Annotated in this window: 24 protein-coding genes; 5 read left to right on the top strand and 19 right to left on the bottom strand. The window is 65.1% G+C overall.

Annotation, left to right across the window (positions count from 1 at the left end; translation table 11 throughout):
• Window positions 1–2 precede the first annotated feature (2 nt).
• The 11 genes from BM436_RS00515 to tyrS all read right to left on the bottom strand — a co-directional run bounded on the left by BM436_RS00515 (window position 3) and on the right by tyrS (window position 9,426).
• Window positions 3–773 carry a glutaminyl-peptide cyclotransferase gene (locus BM436_RS00515; protein WP_093552353.1) on the bottom strand — a complete coding sequence of 257 codons (771 nt, stop codon included), beginning with the start codon at window positions 771–773 and terminating at the stop codon, window positions 3–5.
• Complete coding sequence (gene ruvB / locus BM436_RS00510; protein ID WP_093552351.1) at window positions 766–1,821, bottom strand: Holliday junction branch migration DNA helicase RuvB; 1,056 nt, start codon at window positions 1,819–1,821, stop codon at window positions 766–768. Before ruvB ends, BM436_RS00515 begins: the two co-directional genes overlap by 8 nt.
• 95 nt (window positions 1,822–1,916) lie before the next feature.
• Window positions 1,917–2,495 (bottom strand): Holliday junction branch migration protein RuvA, encoded by a 579-nt coding sequence (ruvA, locus tag BM436_RS00505; protein WP_093552349.1) that lies wholly within the window; start codon window positions 2,493–2,495, stop codon window positions 1,917–1,919.
• A gap of 32 nt (window positions 2,496–2,527) precedes the next feature.
• A complete protein-coding gene (gene ruvC, locus BM436_RS00500) occupies window positions 2,528–3,076 on the bottom strand; it encodes a crossover junction endodeoxyribonuclease RuvC (protein WP_093552347.1) in 549 nt (182 codons plus the stop codon).
• Between the two features lie 104 nt (window positions 3,077–3,180).
• On the bottom strand, window positions 3,181–4,767 hold the full coding sequence (gene purH / locus BM436_RS00495; protein WP_093552345.1) for a bifunctional phosphoribosylaminoimidazolecarboxamide formyltransferase/IMP cyclohydrolase: 1,587 nt from the start codon (window positions 4,765–4,767) through the stop codon (window positions 3,181–3,183).
• Between the two features lie 104 nt (window positions 4,768–4,871).
• The gene (locus tag BM436_RS00490; RefSeq protein ID WP_008445162.1) at window positions 4,872–5,105 is read right to left on the bottom strand and encodes a helix-turn-helix domain-containing protein; all 234 of its coding nucleotides are present in this window, start codon (window positions 5,103–5,105) and stop codon (window positions 4,872–4,874) included.
• A 42-nt stretch (window positions 5,106–5,147) separates the two neighbouring features.
• Entirely contained in the window at window positions 5,148–6,164 is a 1,017-nt protein-coding gene (dusB, locus tag BM436_RS00485; protein ID WP_093552343.1) for a tRNA dihydrouridine synthase DusB, read from the bottom strand.
• Between the two features lie 227 nt (window positions 6,165–6,391).
• Complete coding sequence (locus tag BM436_RS00480) at window positions 6,392–7,036, bottom strand: histidine phosphatase family protein (protein ID WP_093552340.1); 645 nt, start codon at window positions 7,034–7,036, stop codon at window positions 6,392–6,394.
• A 6-nt stretch (window positions 7,037–7,042) separates the two neighbouring features.
• Window positions 7,043–7,696, bottom strand: a complete 654-nt coding sequence (locus tag BM436_RS00475) for a YbhB/YbcL family Raf kinase inhibitor-like protein (protein WP_093552960.1) — start codon at window positions 7,694–7,696, stop codon at window positions 7,043–7,045.
• Between the two features lie 24 nt (window positions 7,697–7,720).
• Window positions 7,721–8,173, bottom strand: a complete 453-nt coding sequence (gene dtd / locus BM436_RS00470) for a D-aminoacyl-tRNA deacylase (RefSeq protein ID WP_093552338.1) — start codon at window positions 8,171–8,173, stop codon at window positions 7,721–7,723.
• On the bottom strand, window positions 8,170–9,426 hold the full coding sequence (gene tyrS / locus BM436_RS00465; protein ID WP_093552336.1) for a tyrosine--tRNA ligase: 1,257 nt from the start codon (window positions 9,424–9,426) through the stop codon (window positions 8,170–8,172). Before tyrS ends, dtd begins: the two co-directional genes overlap by 4 nt.
• 157 nt (window positions 9,427–9,583) lie before the next feature.
• On the opposite strand from tyrS, the gene BM436_RS00460 reads away from it, so the two are divergent.
• Both BM436_RS00460 and BM436_RS00455 read left to right on the top strand, forming a co-directional pair.
• Complete coding sequence (locus BM436_RS00460) at window positions 9,584–10,966, top strand: M23 family metallopeptidase (protein ID WP_093552334.1); 1,383 nt, start codon at window positions 9,584–9,586, stop codon at window positions 10,964–10,966.
• A gap of 172 nt (window positions 10,967–11,138) precedes the next feature.
• Window positions 11,139–12,236: an anhydro-N-acetylmuramic acid kinase gene (locus tag BM436_RS00455; protein WP_093552329.1), complete on the top strand. Its 1,098-nt coding sequence runs from the start codon at window positions 11,139–11,141 to the stop codon at window positions 12,234–12,236.
• A gap of 6 nt (window positions 12,237–12,242) precedes the next feature.
• Here the strand turns inward: BM436_RS00455 and erpA are convergent, their stop codons facing one another.
• The 6 genes from erpA to BM436_RS00425 all read right to left on the bottom strand — a co-directional run bounded on the left by erpA (window position 12,243) and on the right by BM436_RS00425 (window position 17,762).
• Window positions 12,243–12,617 carry an iron-sulfur cluster insertion protein ErpA gene (erpA, locus tag BM436_RS00450; RefSeq protein WP_093552326.1) on the bottom strand — a complete coding sequence of 125 codons (375 nt, stop codon included), beginning with the start codon at window positions 12,615–12,617 and terminating at the stop codon, window positions 12,243–12,245.
• A 56-nt stretch (window positions 12,618–12,673) separates the two neighbouring features.
• Complete coding sequence (locus BM436_RS00445; RefSeq protein WP_093552324.1) at window positions 12,674–13,438, bottom strand: hypothetical protein; 765 nt, start codon at window positions 13,436–13,438, stop codon at window positions 12,674–12,676.
• 6 nt (window positions 13,439–13,444) lie between these two features.
• Window positions 13,445–14,482 carry an N-acetyl-gamma-glutamyl-phosphate reductase gene (gene argC / locus BM436_RS00440; RefSeq protein WP_093552321.1) on the bottom strand — a complete coding sequence of 346 codons (1,038 nt, stop codon included), beginning with the start codon at window positions 14,480–14,482 and terminating at the stop codon, window positions 13,445–13,447.
• 122 nt (window positions 14,483–14,604) lie between these two features.
• Window positions 14,605–14,997: a 30S ribosomal protein S9 gene (gene rpsI, locus BM436_RS00435; RefSeq protein WP_093552318.1), complete on the bottom strand. Its 393-nt coding sequence runs from the start codon at window positions 14,995–14,997 to the stop codon at window positions 14,605–14,607.
• A 9-nt stretch (window positions 14,998–15,006) separates the two neighbouring features.
• On the bottom strand, window positions 15,007–15,435 hold the full coding sequence (rplM, locus tag BM436_RS00430) for a 50S ribosomal protein L13 (protein ID WP_093552315.1): 429 nt from the start codon (window positions 15,433–15,435) through the stop codon (window positions 15,007–15,009).
• Between the two features lie 134 nt (window positions 15,436–15,569).
• The gene (locus tag BM436_RS00425; RefSeq protein ID WP_093552313.1) at window positions 15,570–17,762 is read right to left on the bottom strand and encodes an NHL repeat-containing protein; all 2,193 of its coding nucleotides are present in this window, start codon (window positions 17,760–17,762) and stop codon (window positions 15,570–15,572) included.
• A 349-nt stretch (window positions 17,763–18,111) separates the two neighbouring features.
• Here BM436_RS00425 and BM436_RS00420 point away from each other — a divergent pair, with 349 nt between their 5' ends.
• Window positions 18,112–18,534, top strand: a complete 423-nt coding sequence (locus tag BM436_RS00420; RefSeq protein WP_093552311.1) for an OsmC family protein — start codon at window positions 18,112–18,114, stop codon at window positions 18,532–18,534.
• A gap of 1 nt (window position 18,535) precedes the next feature.
• On the opposite strand, the gene coq7 is transcribed toward BM436_RS00420, so the two are convergent.
• Complete coding sequence (gene coq7 / locus BM436_RS00415) at window positions 18,536–19,180, bottom strand: 2-polyprenyl-3-methyl-6-methoxy-1,4-benzoquinone monooxygenase (RefSeq protein WP_093552309.1); 645 nt, start codon at window positions 19,178–19,180, stop codon at window positions 18,536–18,538.
• A 32-nt stretch (window positions 19,181–19,212) separates the two neighbouring features.
• Entirely contained in the window at window positions 19,213–19,668 is a 456-nt protein-coding gene (locus BM436_RS00410; RefSeq protein ID WP_093552307.1) for a hypothetical protein, read from the bottom strand.
• Between the two features lie 115 nt (window positions 19,669–19,783).
• Between BM436_RS00410 and BM436_RS00405 the strand changes: the two genes are divergently transcribed.
• Entirely contained in the window at window positions 19,784–20,575 is a 792-nt protein-coding gene (locus BM436_RS00405) for an ABC transporter ATP-binding protein (protein WP_093552305.1), read from the top strand.
• 3 nt (window positions 20,576–20,578) lie between these two features.
• Window positions 20,579–21,799, top strand: coding sequence for an ABC transporter permease (locus BM436_RS00400; protein WP_093552303.1), 1,221 nt, complete (start codon window positions 20,579–20,581; stop codon window positions 21,797–21,799).
• The last annotated feature ends 69 nt before the right edge of the window (window positions 21,800–21,868 follow it).

Raw genomic sequence — 21,868 nt, 5'->3', positions numbered from 1 at the left:
GGTCACTTGCGCTTCAATTCGATTTCGAACAGCTTGGGCCACATCTTGCCGGTGACGAACAGGCGCCGCTTGGCGCTGTCGTAGGCGATGCCGTTCAATACATTGTCGCCGCCGGGCGCGATGTTGGCCGACGCGGCCAGGCCGCCCAGGTCGATCCAGCCGACCACGCGCCCGCTGAACGGGTCGATGCGGGCGATGCGGTCGGTCTGCCAGATGTTGGCGTAGATCTCGCCCTCCACCCATTCCAGTTCGTTGAGCCGCGTGACCGGCTCGCCGTCCGCCGTCACGCGGATGCGGCGCGTGGGAGCCAGCGTTTTCGGGTCCAGCACGCGGATGTAGGCGGTGCCGTCGCTCATGTACAGGCGCTCGCCGTCCGTCGCCAGCGCCCAGCCCTCGCCGGGATAATTGAAGGTGCGCTTCAGTTCGAAGGTGCTGGCGTCGAACACGAAGCCGGTCTGGCTGGTCCACGTCAGCGCCACGATCTCGTTGCCGACCGGCGAGATGCCTTCGCCGAAATACTGCGCCGGGATGGCCTTCTTCTGCAGCACCTTGCCGCTTTCCAGTTCCACCCGCCGCAGCGACGAGTAGCCGTTCTGGCCGGTGCTCTCGTACAGGTAGCCGTTCTGGTAGTACAGACCCTGCGTGAAGGCCTGCGCGTCGTGCGGGAAGGACCGCTTGACGGTGTAGCCGTAGACCGGCACGGCGGCCTGCGCCGCGGCGGTGAGGGCGGCCAGCGCCAGGCTGGCGATGGCGCCTCGCTTGAATTCAAACATCCCACAGGTCTCCGGTTGGATTGGTGCGCGGCGGCGTGACGCCGAAATGCCGGTAGGCGGCCGGCGTGGCCACGCGGCCGCGCGGCGTGCGCTGCAGATAGCCTTGCTGGATCAGGTAGGGCTCCAGCACGTCCTCGATGGTGTCGGCCGCCTCGCCGATGGCGGCGGCCAGGTTGCCGATGCCGACCGGTCCGCCGCCGAACTTGTACAGCACGGCCTCCAGCAGCTTGCGGTCCATCACGTCGAAACCGACCGTGTCCACGTCCAGCATCACCAGGGCGGCGGCGGCCACGTCCTGCGTGATGTCGCCGTCGCCCTTGACCTCGGCGTAGTCGCGCACGCGGCGCAGCAGGCGGTTGGCGATGCGCGGCGTGCCGCGCGCGCGGCGCGCGATCTCGGCCGCGCCCTCGGGCGCGATGTTGGCCTTCAGCAGCGCCGCGCTGCGCGTGACGATCTTGGTCAGCTCGGGCACCGTGTAGAACTCCAGCCGCGCGACGATGCCGAAGCGGTCGCGCAGCGGGTTGGTCAGCATGCCGGCGCGCGTGGTGGCGCCCACCAGCGTGAACGGTTGCAGGTCCAGCTTCACGGAACGCGCCGCCGGGCCCTCGCCGATCATGATGTCGATCTGGTAGTCCTCCAGCGCCGGGTACAGGATCTCCTCGACCACCGGCGACAGGCGGTGGATCTCGTCGATGAACAGCACGTCGTTCGCTTCCAGGTTGGTCAGGATCGCGGCCAGGTCGCCGGGGCGTTCCAGCACCGGGCCGGAGGTCTGGCGCATGTTCACGCCCATCTCGCGCGCGATGATGTTGGCGAGCGTCGTCTTGCCCAGGCCCGGGGGGCCGAACAGCAGCGTGTGGTCCAGCGCCTCCTTGCGCTTGCGCGCGGCCGAGATGAAGATCTCCAGCTGGTCGCGGATCTTGGACTGCCCGACATATTCATCGAGGTGCTTGGGGCGCAGCGCGCGTTCGATCGCCTCCTCGTTCGGGGATGAGGGGGCGGAGTCGATGATGCGCTGCTCCGTGAAATTGTCGGTCTGGATGCTCATGGACTACCCGATTCGGTTAAAAAACCAACCAAGAGCGACTTCTGGGGTCAGACCCGTTGGGTCTGACCCCGGCCCTTGCCTTGGGTTGCGGCCGCTTAGCCTTTGGACAGCGCCTTCAATGCCAGCTTGATGCCGTCCGAGACGCCGGAACCGGCCGGAACCTTCTTCAGCGCCAGCAGCGCCTCCTTGTCAGAATACCCCAAAGCCAGCAGCGCGTTCAGGATGTCGGTCTGCGCGTCCGGCACGGCGTGCACGCCGCCGGCGCCGATGTCCGCGCCCAGCTTGCCCTTGAGCTCCAGCAGCAGGCGCTCGGCGGTCTTCTTGCCGATGCCCGGCACCTTCACCAGGCGGCCCGATTCCTGCAGCGTGACGGCCTGCGCCAGGTCCGCGATCGACATGCCGGACAGGATGGACAGCGCGGTGCGCGCGCCCACGCCGGTGATCTTGATCAGCTGGCGGAACACGGCGCGCTCCTCGGCGTTGCCGAAGCCGAACAGCAGGTGCGCGTCCTCGCGGATGGCCTGGTGGGTGAACAGCACCACCTTCTCGCCCACGCCGGGCAGGTTGTAGAAGGTGCTCATGGGCACGTCGACCTCGTAGCCCACGCCCTGGACGTCGACCAGCAGTTGCGGCGGATTTTTTTCAAGCAGGATGCCGGAGAGACGTCCGATCATGGAATACCTTGGATAAATGAGGAAGAGAGAGTTTAGCCGACCAGGCGGCCGCGGCGCATGCGCAGGCCGGCAAGCGGACTACCCGTGCCGGCGCCCGCCAGGCTGATCAGCGCCAGCGCGTCGTGGCTGTGGGCATGGCAGATGGCCACGCCGAGCGCGTCGGCCGCGTCCGAGCCCGGCAGGCCGGGCAGCGCCAGCAGGCGCGCCACCATGTCCTGCACCTGCGCCTTGGCGGCCTTGCCGGTGCCGACCACGGCCTGCTTGAGCTGGGTGGGCGAGTACTCGGCCACGGACAGGCCGTTGCTGACCAGCGCGCAAATGGCCGCGCCGCGCGCCTGGCCCAGCAGCAGGGTCGATTGCGGATTGACGTTGACGAAGACTTTTTCGATGGCCGAGCAGTCCGGCTGGTAGGTGGCGGCGATCTGGCTGACGCCGTCCAGGATGACCTTCAGGCGGGCCGGCAGATCGCCCTCCCCGCTCTTGATCGTCCCGGACGCGATATAGCGCAGCTTCGCGCCCTGCTTGTGGATGACGCCAAAGCCGGTCGTGCGCAAGCCAGGGTCGATGCCGAGAATAATCATCGTCGAATTGTATGCAGTAAAGAAAACGCCCGCAAGCGCGGGCGAAATAAAATGGGGTCAGGTTCGGTTTTTAAAAAAAACCGAACCTGACCCCTTTTTTACTTTTAGTGGCGGAAGTGGCGGGTGCCGGTGTACAGCATCACCACGCCGCGCTCGTCGGCGGCGTCGATCACTTCCTGGTCGCGCATGGAGCCGCCCGGCTGGATCACGCAGGTCGCGCCCGCGTCCACCACCACGTCCAGGCCGTCGCGGAACGGGAAGAACGCGTCCGACGCCACCACCGAACCGGTCAGCGTCAGGCCGGCGTTTTGCGCCTTGATCGAGGCGATGCGCGCGGAGTCGATGCGGCTCATCTGGCCGGCGCCCACGCCCAGGGTCATGTTGTTGCCGCAGAAGACGATGGCGTTGGACTTCACGTACTTGGCCACGCGCCACGCGAACATCAGGTCCTGCAATTGCTGCTGGGTGGGCTGCAGTTTGGTGACCACCTTCAGGTCGCCGACCAGCACGTTCTTGGCATCGGCCGACTGCACCAGCAGGCCGCCGCCCACGCGCTTGAAGTCCATTGAGTTGACAGCGTCGCCCAGCGGGATTTCCAGCAGGCGCACGTTCTGCTTGGCCGACAGGATCTGCTTGGCCTCGGCGGTGAACACAGGGGCGATCAGCACTTCCACGAACAGCTTGGCCAATTCGGTGGCGGCGGCGCCGTCCACTTCCACGTTGAAGGCGATGATGCCGCCGAAGGCCGAGGTCGGGTCGGTCTGCAGCGCGCGCTTGTAGGCGTCGGCCGCGTTGGCGCCCAGCGCCACGCCGCACGGATTGGCGTGCTTGACGATCACGCAAGCGGCGCTCTGGTCGAAGCCGCCCATCGATTTCACGCATTCCCAGGCCGCGTCGGCGTCGGCGATGTTGTTGTACGACAGTTCCTTGCCCTGCAGCTGGCGGTAGTTCGCCAGCGCGCCGGCCACCGGCGCCAGGTCGCGGTAGAACGCGGCGCTCTGGTGCGGGTTTTCGCCGTAGCGCATGTCCTGCACTTTTTCAAAGTGCGCGTTCAACGTTTGCGGGTAGGCGGCGCGGTTGGCGTGCGAACGGTCCGGGCCCAGGCTGGACAGGTAGTTGGCGATGGCGCCGTCGTACTGCGCGGTGTGCGCGTACACCTTCTTGGCCAGCATGAAGCGGGTCTCGTAGGAGACGTAGCCCGGCGCGTTGTCCGTGGTCTTCATCTCGGCCAGCACCTGGCCGTAGTCGGCCGGGTCGCAGATCACCACCACGTCCTTGTGGTTCTTGGCCGACGAGCGCAGCATGGCCGGGCCGCCGATGTCGATGTTCTCGATGGCGTCGTCCAGCGTGCAGCTGTCCTTGGCGACCGTCGCCTGGAACGGGTACAGGTTCACCACCACCATGTCGATGGTCGGGATGCCGTGCTCTTCCAGCTTGGCCATGTGCTCGGGGAAGTCGCGGCGGGCCAGGATGCCGCCGTGCACTTTCGGGTGCAGCGTCTTCACGCGGCCGTCCAGCATCTCCGGGAAACCGGTGTAGTCGGCCACCTCGGTCACCGGCACGCCGTTGTCGGCGAGCAGTTTGGCGGTGCCGCCGGTGGACAGGATATTGACGCCCATGGCGGACAGGGCGCGGGCAAAGTCCAGTACGCCGGTTTTATCGGAGACGGAGATGAGAGCTTGTTTGATCATGGCTGTGGCTAGGTTGTTGAAGAGTATCTATCTAATGATGGCGACAGACTCCGGCAACCATGGCCAGTCACAGCCACTCGCGTGCCGGGACGTCAGCGGGGCCCTTACAGCAGGCCGTGTTCCTGCAATTTTTTCCGCAAAGTATTGCGGTTGATGCCCAGCATCTGGGCGGCGTGCGACTGGTTGCCGTCGGCGCGCGTCATGACGACTTCGAGAATAGGCTTTTCCACGGTCAGCACGACCATGTCGTAAATGTTCGAAGCTTGCTGTTCGCCCAGGTCGTTGAAGTAATCTTCGAGGCTTTTCTGGACGACTTCCTGGATGCTTTCTTTGCTCATTTTTATGTCTTCTTGCTAAGGTATCTGCCACGCGGCCACCGGTCAGGCGGCCAGCTTTTCTTCGGCGAGGCGGTATTGTAACCGTTCGCCATACTTCAGTTGCGATTCAAAAAATTGATTCACCGCGAGCAACTGCTCGCCGGTCGACTCGAGCCGGTTCATTCGCTGGCGGAATTCCTCGCCGCCCTCGAGGTCGCGCACGTACCAGCCGATGTGCTTGCGCGCCGTGCGCACGCCCAGCGACTCGCCGTAAAAGGCGTAGTGGGCCCGCAGGTGCTCGTCCATCAGGTGGCGCACCTCGGCCACCATGGGTGCCGGCAAATGCTGGCCGGTGCGCAGGAAATGGTCGATCTCGCGGAAGATCCACGGCCGGCCCTGGGCCGCGCGGCCGATCATGATGGCGTCCGCGCCGGTCTTGTCCAGCACATGGCGCGCCTTCTCCGGCGTGGTGATGTCGCCGTTGGCCACCACGGGAATCGCGACGGATGCCTTGACGGCGGCGATGGTGTCGTATTCCGCGTCGCCGGTGTAGCCGTCGGCCCGGGTGCGGCCGTGCAGGGTCAGCATCTGGATGCCGGCCCGCTCGGCGATGCGGGCGATGCGCAGCGCGTTCTTGTTCTGGCGGTCCCAGCCGGTGCGGAATTTCAAGGTGACCGGCACGTCCACGGCTTGGACCACGGCGTTGACGATGCGTTCCACCAAGTCCTCGTGCGGCAGCAGGGCCGAGCCGCACCACTTGTTGCACACCTTCTTGACCGGGCAGCCCATGTTGATGTCGATGATCTGCGCGCCCTTGTCCACGTTGAACTTGGCGCAATCGGCCAGCTCCTGCGGGTCGGCGCCGGCGATCTGCACGGCCTTCGGTTCCATTTCGCCCGCGTGGTCGATACGGCGCGAACTCTTCTCGCTGGCCCACAGCCGCGGGTTCGACGCGGCCATCTCCGACACGGCGTAGCCGGCCCCCAGCTCCTTGCAAAGCTGGCGGAACGGCCTGTCCGTGACACCCGCCATGGGCGCGACGAAGACGTTGTTACGGAGTAAATGCGGACCGATTTGCACTGGCTAAACCTGATTCTCAACGGGGAAACCGTCTATTCTAACCGAAGGACTGCTCAAATAATAAGCACTATTTGATATTAAACCCATGCTTGTGCCATGTAAGGGGTTCTAACGGCTGTTTCCCCAGCGAAAAGTTCCGCACGGGCGTGCGGCGGCAAAGCAGACTGAGCCCCATTGGGGGGCAGGCGGGGACGCCGAGTCACCAGATGGGGCTCAATCTGCTTGGGCTAGATGATGTCGTCCAGGACGGCGAGTTCGAGGTGGGCGACCTCGCCCCAGCTCCGCAGCGCCAGCTTGCCGCCGGCGTAGCTGAAACGGTTGATGCTGGCGTTCTTGACCTGGAAGTCGCGCGGGCTGTCCAGGGTCATGCCGGTGGCGGCGCGGTAGGCGCATTCCAGCACGCCACCGTGGGCGACGATGGCGATGGTCTGGCCCGGATGGCGCTCGGCCCAGGCGGCGATGCCGTCCATGCTGCGCCGGTAGAACTGGAGGAAGCTTTCCGCCACCCGCTCGCCGGGCGGCATCACGGCATCGACGTCGCGCGCCTGCCAGGCGGCGAACTCGGCCGGATAGACCGTTTCGATGTCCGCGTACATCATGCCCTCGAACACGCCGTAGCAGCGCTCGCGCAGCGCGCTGTCCTGCTGCACGGCGTGGGGGTGGTGGACGGCGACGGCCTGCGCCGTCTGCAGCGCGCGCCGCAGGTCGCTGGCGACGATGGCGGCCAGCGGTTCGGCGGCGAGCGCGCGCGCCAGCGCCTCGGCCTGGCGTTGTCCCTCTTCATTCAGTGGAATGTCGATGTGGCCCTGCAGCCGGCGCACGGCGTTCCACGCCGTTTCGCCATGGCGTATTAATAAGATGGTGGTGCTCATGTGGTCCTAAGTGCGGGCCGACGGATTCAAACTGTAGGCGCCGATGATTTGTGCTTCGTCCAGGATGTGGCCGCGGATCGCCTCCAGCGCCTCGGGACCGGTGAAACGCCCCTCCAGCGGCAGGCGCGGCACGTCCAGCGCGTACAGCCGGAAAACGTAATGGTGCAAGCGCAGGTCGTTCCATGGCGGGCAGGGGCCGTCGTAGCCGAAATAGTCGCCGGCCATGGCGGCGTCGCCGGCGAACCAGCCGGTGTAGTCGTTCACGCCCTGGCGCAGCGGGTGCTCGATGCCGTCGCGCACGACCAGCGCGGCCTCCGGCCCGGGCTTGCCCTTGGCCACCACGCCGTCCGCCAGTTGCCCGGCGGCGATGGACGACAGGCTGGACGGAATGTCGGCCAGCGTCCAGTGATAGAAGTCGGCGCGGGGCAGCTCCACCGGCAGCGACTTGCCCTCCTGGTTGACGTCGGTGCCCACGCTGGGCGCGTCGCCGTCTATGCACAGCAGCAGCAGGGACGCGGTGCCGTTGGGCACGTCGTTCCAGGCCAGATGGGGATTGCGGTTGGGCGCCAGCCGGACGCGGCTGGCGGCGTCCGGCTCGGCGAACGCGAACTCGGCGGGTATCGCGCCGCCATCCTTGAAGGAATCGCTCCACAGTTTCATCGACATCTCCCAGCGTATTTTTATTTAGGCGACTTTAGGCGGCACTTGCAGCCAGAAGGTCACCGGACCGTCGTTGGTCAGCGTCACCTTCATGTCCGCGCCGAAACGCCCGGTCTCCACGACCGCGTGCCGGCCGCGCGCCTGACGCACGAAATGCTCGAACAGGCGCTGGCCGTCGGCCGGGCTGGCGGCCGGCGTGAACGAGGGCCGCGTGCCGGAATTAGTGTCCGCCGCCAGCGTGAACTGCGGCACCAGCAGCAGGCCGCCGGCCACGTCCGTCACGCTGCGGTTCATCTTGCCCGCGTCGTCGGCGAACACGCGGTAGCCCAGCAGCTTGTTCAGCAGCGCGTCCGCCTCGCGCTCGGTGTCGCCGCGCTCGGCGCAGACCAGCACCATCAGGCCGGCGTCGATGGCGCCGACGCGCTCGCCATCGACCACCACGCTGGCGCCGCTCACGCGTTGCAGCAAGCCTATCATGCCGTCAAGGTCACGCGCGCGAACTTGCGCTTGCCCACTTGCAGCACGAAAGTGCCCGCCTCGATCTTCAGCGCCTTGTCGCTGACGACCGCGCCGTCCAGGCGCACGCCGCCCTGGTCCACCATGCGCATGGCCTCGGAGGTCGAGGCGCACAGCTTGGCCTGCTTGAGCAGGTGGGCGATGCCGGCCGGCGCGCCGGAGAGCGCCACTTCCGGCACGTCGTCCGGGATGCCGCCCTTGGAGCGGTTGACGAAATCGGTCAGCGCGTCCTCGGCCGCCTGGCGGTCGTGGAAGCGCTCGACGATCTCCTGCGCCAGCGCCACCTTGGCGTCGCGCGGGTTGGCGCCCTCCTCCACGGCGCGCTTCAGCGCGGCGACCTCGTCGATGGACTTCCACGACAGCAGCTCGAAGTAGCGCCACATCATCACGTCCGAGATGCTCATCAGCTTGGCGAACATGGTGTTGCCCGGCTCGGTGATGCCGATGTAGTTGTTCTTCGACTTGGACATTTTTTCCACGCCGTCCAAACCTTCCAGCAGCGGCATGGTCAAAATGCACTGGGGCTCCTGGTCCCAGTCCTTCTGCAGCTCGCGGCCGACCAGCAGGTTGAACTTCTGGTCGGTGCCGCCCAGCTCGAGGTCGGCCTTCAGGGCGACGGAATCGTAGCCCTGCATCAGCGGATAAAGGAACTCGTGGACCGATATCGGTGTCCCACTCTTGAAGCGCTTGGTGAAGTCGTCGCGTTCCATCATGCGCGCCACCGTGTAGCGGGACGCCAGCTGGATCATGCCGCGGGCGCCGAGCGGGTCGCACCACTCGGAGTTGTAGCGGATTTCGGTCTTCGCCGGGTCGAGCACCAGCGAGGCCTGCTTGAAATAGGTGGCGGCGTTGGCCTCGATCTGCTCGCGGGTCAGCGGCGGACGGGTGGCGTTGCGGCCGGAGGGGTCGCCGATCATCGACGTGAAGTCGCCGATCAGGAAGATCACCTGGTGGCCCAGGTTCTGCAACTGGCGCATCTTGTTGAGCACGACGGTGTGGCCCAGGTGCAGGTCGGGCGCGGTCGGGTCCAGGCCCAGCTTGATGCGCAGCGGCACGCCGCTCTGCTCGGAACGCGCCAGCTTTTGCGCGAATTCGCTTTCAATCAGGAGTTCGTCGACACCGCGCTTGGTGATGGCCAGGGCTTCCTGAACGCTGTCGGTCAGCGGCAGTGCTGGGGTGGGGGCCTTCTTGGCGGAGCTGCTTGTGTTATCCATATGGGTGATACGAATTCTCGTGAAAATGTAGGAGGTGTCCGATAGTTTGATATAATTCGCGATCCCATCAATCTTGCCGCGCGAAAACGAAACAGTATAACAACTAGAAAAATATCAAGTTCCGGAATAGTTCAAGCGGCAAATTTTAACTGATTGCATGAACCATACAAACAAATTCACAGGCTCGCGCCTGTACAATCTGCTAGGTTCGACGCGCAAGGCGCGTATCATGAGTGCGTCCGCGCTGTTCCTGGCGGTGTGCGCTTTTGGTGCGGCCGGCGTGGCTCCGCTCGCGCCAGACGCCGCGGATCTGCCGGTCACATCGGTTGCCCAAAACCTGGAACTCCCCAACATCTCCGAGCAGATCAACGCTCTGCAGCAGCAAGAATCCACCGAGCAGTACGTACACGAAGAGCGCATCCGCGCCGGCGACACGCTGGCCACGCTGATGAACCGTCTCGGCGTGGAAGACGACGCGGCCGAGACCTTCATCAAGAAGGACAAGGTCGCCAAGGGCGTGATGCAGCTGAAGACCGGCAAGCGGGTGCAGGCGCAAACCGACGAGAACGGCAACCTGGTGTGGCTGCGCGCCACCGTGGTGGACGGCAAGGACATCCCGGTCAAGAACATCTCGATCACCCGCAAGGGCGATTCCTTCGAGGCGACGGAAGTGGCCGCGAAACTGGAGCGCCGCGTTGAAATGCACGCGCGCACCATCAATTCCACGCTGTTCGCCGCCACCGACGCCAGCAACGACGGCGCCAAACTGCCCGACACCGTGGTCAAGCAGATCGTCGAGATGTTCTCGACCAATATCGACTTCCGTTCCGACCTGAAGCGCGGCGACCATTTCAACGTGGTGTACGAGACCTTCTGGCAAGACGGCGAGTTCGTGCGCGCCGGCCGCATCCTGGCGGGCGAGTTCACCAACCGCGGCGTGACCTACCAGTCCGTCTGGTTCGAAGACCCGCAGACCGGCCAGGGCGGCGGCTACTACAGCTTCGACGGCAAGTCCCTGAAAAAAGCGTTCCTGAAATCCCCGCTCGAATTCTCCCGCATCTCGTCCGGCTTCTCGATGCGCGTGCACCCGATCTCGGGCAACTGGAAAGCGCACAAGGGCATCGACTTCGCGGCCGCGACCGGCACCCCGATCCGCGCCTCGGGCGACGGCGTGGTGGACTTCGCCGGCACGCAAGGCGGCTACGGTAACCTGGTGGTGCTGAAGCACTGGAACAACTACACCACCGCCTACGCCCACATGAGCCGTTTCGCGCCCGGCGTGAAAAAGGGCAGCAAGGTCAGCCAGGGCGACGTGATCGGCTATGTCGGCTCCACCGGCTGGTCCACCGGCGCCCACCTGCACTACGAATTCCGTGTCGGCGGCGAAGCCAAGGACCCGGCCAAGCTGAACGTGCAAGCGCAGGCGCCGCTGACGGCGGCCGAGCTGACCCGCTTCAAGCAAGTCTCCGGCGACATGCTGCACCGCTTCGCGCTGCTGCGCCCCACCAACGCCAACAGCGGCAACCTGGCCGCCAAGTAAGCGCGGCCCGGCGGCACAAAAGCGGCGCCCGTCCCACGGCGCCGTTTTTTTCGCCAAAGCAAAAAGGGGTCAGGTTGAATATTCCCATTTGGGAATATTCAACCTGACCCCTTTTTGCTTTGCGGAAGGGAGTGCGGCACAATACGGTACAACTTACTCTTGCGAGCGCTTTATGAGCCTGTATATCGGCCTGATGTCCGGCACCAGCCTGGATGGCGTGGATGGCGTGCTGGTGGATTTCTGGGGCGGCGCGGCCCGCACCATGGCGGCGGCTTACACGCCCTTTCCCGACGATCTGCGCGCCGAGCTGATGGCGCTGCAGTCGGCCGGCGACAACGAATTGGAACGCGAGGCGCTGGCGGCCAACCGGCTGGCCGGGCTTTACGCGCAGTGCGTGGCGGCGACCCTGGCGCAGACGGAGATGAAGGCGGCCGATGTGCGCGCCGTGGGCGTGCATGGCCAGACCATACGCCACCGCCCCGAGCTCGGTTTCACGCGCCAGACCAACAACCCCGCCCTGCTGGCCGAGCTGTGCGGCATCGACGTGGTCGCGGACTTCCGCAGCCGCGACGTGGCGGCCGGCGGCCAGGGCGCGCCGCTGGTGCCGGCCTTCCATCGCGATCTGTTCGGCCAGGAGGGCAGGACGCGCGTGGTGGCCAACATCGGCGGCATCGCCAACATCAGCGCGCTGCACGCCGACGGCACGACCACCGGTTTCGACACCGGTCCCGGCAATGTGTTGATGGACGCGTGGATAGGCCGCCACCAGGGCCGGCCCTACGACGCCGACGGGGCCTGGGCCGCGACCGGCGCCGTGATCCCCGCGCTGCTCGCGTCGCTGCTGGCCGAGCCCTATTTCGCCCTGCCCGCGCCGAAGAGCACGGGCCGCGACCTGTTCCATCCCGCGTGGCTGGACGCGCAACTGGCGCGGCTCCCGGCCGCGGCGCCGCGCGATGTGCAAGCCACGCTGACCGAGCTGACCGCCGTCTCGCTGGCGCGCGCCATCAAGCAGCACGCGCCGCGCGCGGACGCGGTTTATGTGTGCGGAGGCGGCGCCTGCAATGGCGTGCTGATGCGCGCGCTGGCGCGCGAATTGGGGGATGCTGTCAAACTGGAAACGACCGATGCGCTGGGTGTGGCGCCGAATCGCGTGGAGGCGCTGGCGTTCGCGTGGCTGGCGTTCCGTTTCAACGAACGCCTGGCGGGCAACCTGCCGGCCGTGACGGGGGCGAAGGGCGAGCGCGTATTGGGCGCGCTCTACCCTCGCTGAGCCGGTTTAGGCGGAGAACGACGAACCGCAGCCGCAGGTCGAGGTGGCGTTCGGGTTCTTGATCACGAACTGGGCGCCTTCGAGGTCGTCCTTGTAATCGATCTCGGCGCCGATCAGGTACTGGTAGCTCATGGAGTCGATCAGCAGTTGCACGCCGTTCTTTTCCATGGTGGTGTCGTCCTCGTTGACGATTTCATCGAACGTGAAACCGTACTGGAAGCCCGAACAACCGCCACCCTGCACGAACACGCGCAGTTTCAGGTCTGGATTGCCTTCCTCCTCGATCAGCTGGGCGACCTTCTCGGCGGCGCTGTCGGTGAATACGATGGGCGACGGGATCACGTCTTCGGCTTCTGCTACTGCGTTGGCTACTGCGTTCATGTGGTACTCCTTAAAATTCATGCGCCCATTATAGTCCTTAGTCCGGACTCATGCTCTCAGGGCTGATGTTCCAGCACCGCGCCGGCCTGCTTTGCAACAACTTTGCCCTTGGCGGCGATGCTGATCTCGATGGCGCTGGCCGCCGCGCCCTCCGGCAGCTCCAGCGTGCCGTCCAGCCGCTGATTGCGCTGGACTGTTATATCGTAGCGGGCGGCATCTTTTTCAACCGGAAATTCCATCACCGATCGCTTGCCGTCCTTGCTGATCGTCACCGCGACGGTGAGCCGGCCGGCGAAGCGCGCCGGGCCGCCCTTTTTCGGGCCGTAACCCAGCAGGATGGTGTAGTGCAGCAGCCGAGGCGTCGCCATGCGGGCCTGCAAGCCCTGGATCACCAGCCCGCCACCGGCGGGCACCAGCGGCAGCGCCTTTTCGGCCAGGGCCAGGTCGGCCGCCAGTTTGCCGTTTTCCAGGCGCGCCGCGGCGAGGTCGCCTCCCGCCACCGGCGCGGAGGCAGCGGCGGCCGCTGCAGCCCCGCCCTCCGGCGCCGCTTTCGCGGCCGCCAGCAGCGCGTCGCGCTCGGCCTTGAGCGTGGCGATCTCGATCCGCGCCTCGTCCAGCCGCTGCTGCAGGCTGGACGGGGTCACGCCCTGGCTGGCGCCGAACAGCCGCCGTCCCAGGTCCACGCCCCACACGACGAGCACGCCGGCCAGCACCAGCACCACCGCGATGCCGGCCACGCGGGCCAGCAGCGGCGCTTTCTGCTCCTGCAATACCGTGGTGGACTCGGCGCCACCGCCGCCGCGCCACTTGCCCTCTTTCACGGCCGCTTACGGCAGCAGCGCGATATTGTTCAGGCCCAAGCCCTCTTCCAGGCCGAACATCAGGTTCATGCACTGCACGGCCTGGCCGGACGCGCCCTTGACCAGGTTGTCCTGCACCACCAGCACGACCACGGTGTCGCCGTTGTCCGGACGGTGCAGCGCCAGGCGCAGCATGTTGGCGCCGCGCGTGCTGCGGGTTTCCGGATGCGAGCCGAACGGCATCACGTCGACGAAGGGCTGGTCCTTGTAGGCGTCCACGAACAGGGCCTGCAATTCCTCGTTGCTGATCTCCTTGGTCAGGCGCGCGTACAAGGTGGAATGCATGCCGCGGATCATCGGCACCAGGTGCGGCGAGAAGATCAGGCCGACCTTGTCGCTGGTGAAACGCTGCAGCTGGGCCACGGTTTCCGGCGTGTGGCGATGGCCGGACACGCCGTAGGCCTTGAAGTTGTCGCTGGACTCGGAGAACAGGATGCCGATCTCGGCCTTGCGGCCGGCGCCGGACACGCCCGACTTGCAGTCGGCGATCAGGTTGCCGGCGTCGACCACGCCCGCCTTCAGCAGCGGCACGAAGCCCAGCTGCATGGTGGTCGGGTAGCAGCCCGGGTTGGCGATCAGCTTGGCCGCCTTGATGTCGTCGCGGTTCAGCTCCGGCAGGCCGTAGACGGCCTCCTCGATCAGCTGCGGCGCGGTGTGGGGAATCTTGTAGGTCTTCTCGAAGACCGCCTGGTCCTTGATGCGGAAGTCCGCCGCCAGGTCGATCACCTTCACGCCCGCCTTCAGCAGCGCGGGCGCCTGCTCCATGGCCACGCCGTGCGGGGTGGCGAAGAACACCACGTCGCACTGGGTCAGGTCGACCTTGTCCGGGGCCGAGAACGCCAGGTTCACGCGGCCGCGCAGGGAAGGATACATGTCGGCCACAGGCAAACCATCCTCCTTGCGCGACGTGATAGCCGTCAGCTGCACCTGGGGATGGACTGCCAACAATCGCAGCAGTTCAACTCCGGTGTAGCCGGTGCCGCCGACGATGCCAACTTTGATCATGTTCTTTCCTTGGGATGTGGGTAAAAAGGGAGTGTATTTTAGCAGGGCTGAAAAAAAACCGCCCGGCGTAGCGGGCGGCTTTTTCGGCAGCATGTGCCGTGGCACATGCTGTGGAAGCAGAATTAACGCTTCGAGAATTGCTTTGCGCGACGTGCTTTGCGCAGACCGACTTTTTTACGTTCAACTTCACGCGCGTCGCGAGTGACGAAGCCGGCACGCGCCAGGTCGCCCTTCAGTGCCGCGTCGTAGTCGATCAGGGCGCGGGTGATGCCGTGACGAACGGCGCCTGCCTGGCCGGACTCGCCGCCGCCGTGCACGTTGACCTTGATGTCGAAGCGCTCAACGTTGCCGGTCAGTTCCAGCGGCTGACGGATCACCATCAGGCCGGTTTCGCGGGAGAAGTACTCAGCGGCTGGTTTGCCGTTGACGATGATTTGGCCGGAGCCTGCCTTGATGAACACGCGAGCCACTGCACTCTTGCGACGGCCGGTGCCGTAGTTGTAGTTACCGATCATGTCAGTTCCTTAGATTTCGAGTGCTTTAGGTTGCTGGGCAGCGTGCGGGTGCGAACCCTCTGCGTACACTTTCAGCTTCTTGATCATTGCGTAGCCCAGCGGGCCTTTTGGCAGCATGCCTTTGACGGCTTTTTCCAGGGCGCGGCCCGGGAAGCGCTGTTGCATTTTCAGGAAGTTGGTCTCGTAGATGCCACCTGGGTAGCCGGAGTGACGGTAGTAGGTCTTCTCGGTTGCCTTGGTGCCCGTGACGCGCAGCTTGCCTGCGTTGACGATGACGATGAAGTCACCGGTGTCGACGTGAGGGGTGAACTCTGGCTTGTGTTTGCCGCGCAGTCGGCGTGCCACTTCGCTGGCAACACGGCCGAGGACTTTGTCCGTCGCGTCAATCACGAACCAATCGCGCTGGACTTCATGGCCCTTAGCGGAAAAAGTTTTCATGTTATGACTTTCTGTGAAAGATAAAAACGCTCATCTGGTGGTTCCGCCCCGGTGTTGCAGCGGACGCAGCCTTGTTGTTTACTTTTCCTGAGCGAATGGAAAGCCGGCGATTATAGCCCGGCTTCCCTCACAGGTCAATAGTTGTAGACGTTCACCACATTGAACGTGGTGTCCGGCACGTACACGTGCCGGTTGTGCGCGTAGATGAAGAACGGCATCCACACCCCGCCCGCCTCCGGGTATTTCTTGAACACCAGGTCGCCGGTCACGTAGTCCAGGCCGTCGTCCTTGATCTTGAACACCTTCAGCGCGCGGTTGACCAGGTCGTTGACGATCAGGTTGTCGCTCTCGTCGATGCACAGGCTGGCCGGCAGGTAGAAATTCTCGTAATCCTTGTCCAGGTCGTCGCAATAGCCTTCCTTGCCATAGGACCACAGGCTCTTGCCCTCGCGGTCGAACACGCGGATGCAGTTGTTGAACTGGTCGCACACGAACAGCCGGTCCTGGGAATCGACATCCATGTCGCAGGGCGTGAACGAGGCCAGCGGCTTGCCGTCCTGTTCCCACACGAAGTTCTTGACGAAGGCAACGATGCCGGTGGCCTGCAGCTGCCACATCGACACGCGGTTGTTGAGCGAATCGGCGATGTAGATCTCGCCGTGGCTGTTGACGGCGATGCCCTGCGGCGCCTTCAGCGTCCCCTCCCCGCCCAGGCCCTCGCGGCCGAAGGGGATGCCGTAGTTCAGCAGGTGGCCGTTGGGGCCGTACTGGTACATGGACACCGTGCACATGTTGAAGTTGGTGATGAAGATCAGCGGCGTGCCGGGGCAGATCTGGCCCAGCAGCGGCTGCGACGGATAGTAGGCCGTCATCGCGATGTCGCCGGGCGTGAAGAAGCCGCGCACCATGTCCTGCAGCTGGGCGTAGGGATTGACGGCGGTGTTGAAGGTCTTCAGGCACCAGTTGCCGGAGTCGATGTTGTACGAGGAGGTGCCGACATGCGCCAGCGGGTCGTAGCCGGTGTGCGTGATGACCTTGTTGTACCAGTACTGGTAGACGCTGGCCGTGGTCTTGGCCCAGCCGTCCAGCCAGTTCTTGTTCGGCAGCACGCCCTTGCCGCCCTTGCGGTTGGGGTCGACCCGGATCACCGACGTCATGCAGTTGAACTGCGAGGTGGCCAGCGCCTTGGACGAGTTGTCGCGGCGGTGGCCGACCGAGTCCAGCAGCACGGCCATGGTCGGCAAGTCGTCGTCGATGATGTTGATGCTCACGTGCAGCACCGTCGAGGCGAAGGGCTCGCTGATGTAATAGGTGTTCTTTTCCTTGCCGGCGCAGATCTGGTAGGGGCCGACGAACACGCGGTCCTCCAGCGCGCCGTAGATCAGGTCGGAATAGGAATGCACGGGCTCGGGCTCGTGGTTCCAGATCGGCAGCATGCCCATCACTTTTTCCTGCAGCTTGCCCTCGGGGTTGTAGACCATGATGGCGTTCTCCACCTGGCCCGGCACGAACACGTAATCGTCGATCACGCACACCGAGCGCATGACGTTGAACTTGCCGATGCCGGTGGGGTTGCCGAAGCTGTGCAGCAGCGAGGTTTCCTTGGGGGCGATGATGGTGTCGTCCTTGACCGGCCACGCGGTGTCGATCTTCAGGATCTCGTAATAGCCGGTGTTGGCCAGGTAGAGGTTGCCCTTCGAGTCGCTGGCCAGGCCCTGCGGCCACAACAGGCTGTGGGTGCTGTCCAGGTCCTTCACGGCGCGGAACTGCAGCACGAACTCGCCGTCCAGCGTGAACTTCACGCAGCGGCTGCGGTTGTCGCCCTCGGTGTGGAAGAACTCGTCGGCCACGTAGATGAAGTGCCCGCCGCCGGCCTCGCGCACGATGGTGATGCCGTTCGGATCGGACAGCGGCAGGAAGTTCTTGCCCGCCTTGTCGCCGAAGGCGAACTGGAACTCGGCGCTGTGCTCGTCGTACGCGAAGGCCACCACGCGGCCGTTGCCCATGTCGGTGCAGTACATGATGTCTTCGGTCGGATGCGGGCACAGGTGGAAAGGCATCAGCAGGCGCTTGTCCAGGCCGCTACCGTCGGGCTTGCCGTCGATCACGTGCAGCAGCGTCTCGAAGTCCGCCGTGAAGACCAGCACGCGGCTGTTGCCGGTATCGCAGACCCACACGTGGTTGTAGTTGTCGCGCGCGACGCCGACCGGCGAGTTCATCGTGAAATCGTCCGGCGTCTGGCCGCTCTTGGTCATGCCGGGCAGGACAAGTTCACCGTAATGGCACAGGTGCGTGAAGCTGTTGTCGTCCAGGGTAAGTTGCGTCATCGGTTACTCCTACGGGATTGAAAGGGACGGACGTGGGGCGTATCCAGTCAAGTATGCGAGATTGTTTGCACGTCAGCAACAAGGTTATTGCGCCGCACCGGAGTGGATTGCCACCAGTAGTCACATCCCATGGCGTGGAAATCCGTGCGCGATTCGCGCCCTTCCCCATTGACTTCCATTCAGCAAGGCGAATGGCGGGATACCGCTAGTAGCGACAGTGGTGCGCGGACACAACAAGCACAGTCCCGGGATTGCTGCATTGCGCTATTGCAAGCATTCGGCGGGGCCTCGGCACGGGCCGCGGCGCTCCATTACAATACGGGAAAGTTTTTTCTTACGGAGATGGAAAATGGAATGCAAAGTCAGCTGGAACGGCCCATCCGGGATGAGTTTTTTGGCCCAGACCGGCTCCGGCCACTTGGTCAACATGGATGGCGCGCCCGAGGGCGGCGGCCACAACCTGGCGCCGCGGCCGATGGAAATGGTGTTGCTGGGCACGGGCGGCTGCACCGCCTATGACGTGGTGCTGATCCTGAAGCGGGGCCGCGAGGACGTGCGCGGCTGCGACGTGACGCTGAAGGCCGAGCGCGCGGACACCGATCCGAAGGTGTTCACCAAGATCCACTTCCATTTCACCGTCACCGGCAAGAACCTGAAGCAGACCACGGTGGAGCGCGCCGTTTCGCTGTCGCACGACAAGTATTGCTCGGCGTCCATCATGCTGGCCAAGACGGCCGAGATCACGCACTCCTACGAGATCGTCGAGGGCTGATTCAGATGTAGTAGGCGGTGCTGGTCATGAGCTTGCCCATGGCCGTCATCGCCATCCTGGCCGGCAGCGGCGCCTCCTCGGCGCCCAGTTCGCGCGCCTTCTCGCCGTGCGCCACCTCGTCCGACTTCATCTGCTCGACGATGGCGCGCGACTTGGCGTCCTGCGGCGGCAGCTTGTCCAGGTGGCTGGCCAGGTGGGCCTCCACCTGGCGCTCCGTTTCCACCACGAATCCCAGGCTGCGCGCGTCGCCCATCACGGCCGCGACCGTGCCCAGCGCGTAGGCGCCCGCGTAGAACAGGGGATTGAGCACGCTGGGCTGCGAGCCCAGCTCGTGCAGCCGCTGCGCGGTCCACGCCAGGTGGTCCTCCTCCTCGCGCGAGGCCAGTTCGAACTGCGCGCGGATCTCGTCGCTCCTGGCGAAGCGCGCCTGCGAGTTGTACAGCGCCTGAGCCATCACCTCGCCCACATGGTTCACGCGCATCAGGCCGGCCGCGTGGCGCTGCTCCGATTCGCTCAGCACCGCGTCGTCCGTGTGCGCCGCCGGGTTCGGCCGCGAGGCCGAGGCGACACCGGCAACCACGCGCAGCGCCTTGTCGGCGCTGGCGATGAATCGGTCCAGGGGGTGGTGGTGGCGGTTGGCGTCCATGATGTCGTGCCCGGCAGGTTCTAAAGACATCATTATAGGCCTTCGCCCGCCGCCCGCCGCTCCTCTTGCTCTTCCCGCAGCACGCGCTGGCGCTCGATCCAGTCCGCCACCGGGCCGCGCACGTCGATGCCGGACAAGTCCTTCGCCACGCCCAGGTTCAGCCCCAGCAGGAAGGGGATGCTGTCCACCGCGACCTCGTCGCAGTACTCGGCGAAGGCGCGCAGGAAGCGCGGCGAGTCGATCACCTTGATGACCTTTTCCCCGCTCATGTATTGCAGGATGCTGGTGATGCTGTGGCCCTTGCCGATGGAGCGGTAGATGAAGCGGTTGTATTCCTTGTCCAGCTTCTTGAAGTCCAGCGTCTCCTTGGTCATCAGGCCGGCCAGGTAATGCAGGCCCAGCGCGACCCGGAAGAAGCCGGTCGCCTCCGGCACCGTCAGGCCGCAGCGCGTGACGGCCAGTATTTTTTGCTGCGTGTTGTCGTCCATAGCCAAGCGTGATCCCATCGTGGCACGACTATAGCAAGACAAAACGGGTTTTGTATCTTGCACACGAGAATTTTGGCGTGCTAACCTAGCGCACACGATTACAAAGGGACAAGCGATGCTCGAAGTTCGCGGCCTGGCCAAGCGTTTTGCGCTGCCTGCGCAAAAAGACAAGGCCGGCGCGCGCGACCCGCGCGACCACGACGGCTGGTTCCACGCGGTGCGCAACGTCGAGTTCAGCTGCGCGCCGGGCGAGGTGCTGGGCCTGCTGGGCCCGAACGGCGCCGGCAAGACCACCACCCTGCGCCTGCTGTCCACCGCCCTGAAGGCCGACGCCGGCAGCGCCTGGGTGGACGGCGTGGACCTGCTGCAAGACCCGCTGGCCGCGCGCCAGCGGATCGGCTTCCTGTCCGGCTCCACCGGCCTGTACGGCCGCCTGACCGCGCGCGAGAACGTCGAGTACTTCGGCCGCCTGCACGGCATGAGCGCGCCCTACCTGAAGCGCCGCTGCGACGAGCTGTTCGAGCTGCTGCAGATGCAGGACTACGGCAACAAGCGCGCCGACCAGCTGTCCACCGGCATGAAACAGAAGTGCGCGATCGCCCGCACCGTCGTGCACGAGCCGCGGCTGGTCATCCTGGACGAGCCCACCACCGGGCTGGACGTGATGTCGGCCAAGATCCTGCTGGACTTCATCGCCAGCTACAAGGCGCTGCGCATCCCGCTGATCTTCTCCACCCACCACCTGCACGAGGTGGAAAAGCTGTGCGACCGGGTGTGCGTCATCAACCGCGGCAAGACGGCGTTCCACGGCACGCTGGAGCAGTTGCGCCACCTGGGCGGTAGCGCCGACCTGTACGACGCCTTCGTCGGCGTCATCAACCAGCGCGAAACCGCGCGGGAGCGCTAAGCCATGTGGACCATCTACCTGAAGGAGATGCTGGAACTGGTGCGCGACCGCAAGACCTTCATCTTCACCATCCTGATCCCCATCTTCGCCGTGCCGGCCATCGTGACCGCCTTCGGCTATTTCTCGTCGAGCATGTTCGACAAGGCGCACCGCGCCGAGCTGCCCTACGCCGTGTTCGGCAAGCAGCACGCGCCCGAGGTCGCCGCGCTGTTCGCCGCGGACCGCGGCTTCCGCGAAGTCGCGCTGCCGGACCGGGCGGCGATCCGGGCCGCCATCGACAAGGAAGTGATCAAGTTCGCGCTGGTGATCCCGGACGGCTTCCAGCAGCGGCTGGACGGCCAGCGGCAGGCCGCCGTCGAGCTGCACTACAACAACGCGGTGACGGTCGACGTGATCCGCAAGCGGGTGCAGGCGGTGCTGGAGGAGGAGAACGTGGCGCAGCGCGAGCGCGCCCTGTCCGCGCTGGGGCTGAGCCAGCAGCAGCTCAGCTTCGCGCTCAACCCCATCAAGCTGGAGGAGCGCTCCACGGCCGGCAAGCGCGAGCGGCTGGGCGCCGTGGTGGGCGGCATGCTGCCCTACCTGCTGCTGATGGGCTGCCTGATGGCGGCCATGTATCCCGCCATCGACCTGGGCGCCGGCGAGAAGGAGCGCGGCACGCTGGAGACCCTGCTGCTGGCCCCGGTGCCGCGCGGGTCCATCGTGCTGGCCAAGTTCCTGGTGCTGTTCACGGTCGGCATGACCTCGTCGCTGCTGATGGTGGGCAGCATGAGCGCGCTGCTGTTCGCGGCCGGCAGCGCCTCGGCCCGGTCGAGCGCGCAGTCCGGCATGTCCGGCCTGACGGAGATGATGCAATCGATAGGCGCCGGCGAACTGGCCATGGTGGCGCTGATGCTGGCGCCCTCGGCCGCCATCTTCGCCTCCATCCTGCTGTCGCTGTCGATCTACGCCAAGAGCTACAAGGAGGCCGCCGGCCTGATCTCGCCGCTGATGATACTGACGCTGCTGCCGGTGATGGCGGCGCTGCTGCCGGGTGTCGAGCTGAACTGGATGTGGGCGATGGTGCCGCTGACCAACGTGGCGCTGGCCATGAAGGAGCTGGTCAAAGGCACGATGAACTACAACATGTTCGCCGTCATCCTGCTATCGACCACGCTCACCGCCGGCGCCCTGCTCGCCCTGTGCAGCTGGTGGTTCAAACGCGAAAAAGTCCTGTTCCGCAACTAAACCGCCGCGCCCCATCCCGACATGGCGCAATCTGGGCGCAGGATTGCGCCGACTGTCGCAATGAAGCAA

The sequence above is a fragment of the Pseudoduganella namucuonensis genome (assembly GCF_900116645.1).
Classification (GTDB): Bacteria; Pseudomonadota; Gammaproteobacteria; order Burkholderiales; family Burkholderiaceae_D; genus Rugamonas; species Rugamonas namucuonensis.
The sequence above is the reverse complement of the archived record's forward strand: the minus strand, read 5'-3'. Positions and strand labels throughout refer to the sequence as shown.